The organism is Geminicoccus flavidas (assembly GCF_009806515.1).
Taxonomy (GTDB): domain Bacteria; phylum Pseudomonadota; class Alphaproteobacteria; order Geminicoccales; family Geminicoccaceae; genus Geminicoccus; species Geminicoccus flavidus.
On record NZ_WUJP01000371.1, the window covers coordinates 1 to 1817 of the forward strand.

The window sequence follows — 1817 nt, forward strand, 5'->3', positions numbered from 1 at the left end:
CGGCCTCGCTCACGTGGTGGTCGGAGGCACCGCTGACCCACACCCCCGTCGCCATGGCATGCCGCAGCCAGCGGCCGAGATCGCCCCGGCTTGGCAGGAGGAAGGCGGTATGGAACAGGCCCGCCTCGCTTGGGGAGCGGCGGCGCGCATGCCGGTCCTGGCGCAGCTCCAGCAGCACCTGGTCGCCCGCACCCAGCAGGGCTACGCCCGGCTCTTCCCGGACCAACCCCAGCCCCACCGTCTGTCGGTAGAAATCACGCATGGCGGCCAAGTCATGCACGGTCAGGACGACCCGCTCGATCGCGAGCGTCGCGCCGCCGCCGGACGGCTCGCTCATCGTCTGACTCCCGGCCAGGGCGAGGGCTTGGACGGCGCTGGACATGGGCTGGTTCCGGCAGTTGCTTACCATGCCGATGATATGGTTTCGGCCAGAGCGGATGATTATCCCGCCATTCCCGGCCGCACGGTTTCCATTGGGGAATGAATGCCGGCTGGACGAGCTCGCGGTTCGATGCCAGGGGCGGACGCCTGAGCCCGCCTGGAGGATCCGTCCGATGACCCCGACCATGTACGGCATCAGGAACTGCGACACGGTGCGCAAGGCGCGCGCCTGGCTGGACGATCACGGCATCGCCCATGGCTTCCACGACTACAGGCGCGATGGCGTCGACCGTACCACCCTCCTGCGCTGGGTGGACGAGCTGGGTTGGGAGGCCCTGCTCAACCGTGCCGGCACCACGTTCCGCCGGCTGCCGGAAGCCGAGCGGGCCGAGCTGGACCGGGAGCGGGCGACAGCGCTGATGCTGGCCCATCCCTCGGCCATCCGGCGCCCGGTCCTGGATCTGGGCGAGCGCCGGCTGGTGGGCTTCCGGCCGGAGCTCTATGCCCATGCGCTGGCAGGGCCCAGCCGGGCGTGATGCGCCCTCACACGCGCTCGGCGATCCCCTGGACGAAGTCGTAGGTCGCCTCGGGCGTGTGGATGGCGCCGTCTGAGCGCAGAAACGAGGAATAAAGGGTGAAGCCGTTCACGGTGAACGGCTCGGAGCGGTACAGGCTCAGCCGCTTGAGGAACGCGCCCAGCCGGTTCTCCGGCAAGGACCCGCGCAGCCGGGCGATGGTCAGGTGCGGCGCGAACTTGCGGGTTTCCGACGGGATTCCCAGGCTGGCGAGCTGGCGGTCGACCCGGCGCTTGAGCTGCTGCAACCCTTCCGAGGGCGCCACGCCGATCCATAGCGTGGTCGGCTCGCCGCGCGGCGGGAAATGGCCGATCCCCTGGAGCTGCAGCTCGAATGGTGCCGCGGTGACGTGCGCCAGCGCCTCGCCGACCTCCTCGAAGGTCGGCTCGTCGACCTCGCCGATGAAGCGCAGCGTGATGTGCAGGTCGTCTGGGTCGGCCCAGCGCACGTCGGGCAGGCCCACGCACAGCCGCTCGACCTGGTCGACCACATTCTCGGGCAGGTCGAGCGCCACATAGATCCGCGGCATGGCCGGCCCTCCCTCAAGATGCAGGTAGACGGGGTTGTAGAGGATTGCAGCACGCTTGCCAAACGATGGGTCCGTCCCTACCAAACCGCAAACGGTCCGGGCCGGCCACGTTCGGCGCCAGTCCTGCATCTGCCGGGGGAATCATCGCCTTGTCCGACGCGCTGATCCGCGAGGTTCAAGAAGACCTGCAGCGTGAGCGCGCCATCGCGTTCGCCAAGCGCTATGGCGGCTGGGTGGTGAGCTTGGTGCTGTTCGTGGTGCTCGGCACCGCGGCCTATGTCGGCTGGCAGAACTGGCAGGCCAAGGTCCGGCAGGATGAATCGGCGCGGCTG

At 69.1% G+C, this 1817-nt stretch carries 3 protein-coding genes and 1 pseudogene; 2 read left to right on the plus strand and 2 right to left on the minus strand.

Annotation, left to right across the window (positions count from 1 at the left end; all coding sequences use genetic code 11):
- Positions 1 to 337, minus strand: a 337-nt coding sequence (locus tag EQG76_RS10535; protein ID WP_200840721.1) for a VOC family protein, incomplete at its 3' end; no start/stop codon positions are given.
- Positions 338 to 554: 217 nt separating this feature from the next.
- Between EQG76_RS10535 and EQG76_RS10540 the strand changes: the two genes are divergently transcribed.
- Positions 555 to 917, plus strand: a complete 363-nt coding sequence (locus tag EQG76_RS10540; protein ID WP_159713151.1) for an ArsC family reductase — start codon at positions 555 to 557, stop codon at positions 915 to 917.
- Positions 918 to 924: 7 nt separating this feature from the next.
- Here EQG76_RS10540 and thpR read toward each other — a convergent pair whose 3' ends face one another.
- The gene (gene thpR / locus EQG76_RS10545) at positions 925 to 1485 is read right to left on the minus strand and encodes an RNA 2',3'-cyclic phosphodiesterase (RefSeq protein ID WP_159713153.1); all 561 of its coding nucleotides are present in this window, start codon (positions 1483 to 1485) and stop codon (positions 925 to 927) included.
- A 149-nt stretch (positions 1486 to 1634) separates the two neighbouring features.
- On the opposite strand from thpR, the pseudogene EQG76_RS10550 reads away from it, so the two are divergent.
- Positions 1635 to 1817, plus strand: a pseudogene (locus EQG76_RS10550) (tetratricopeptide repeat protein); the annotation flags it as partial.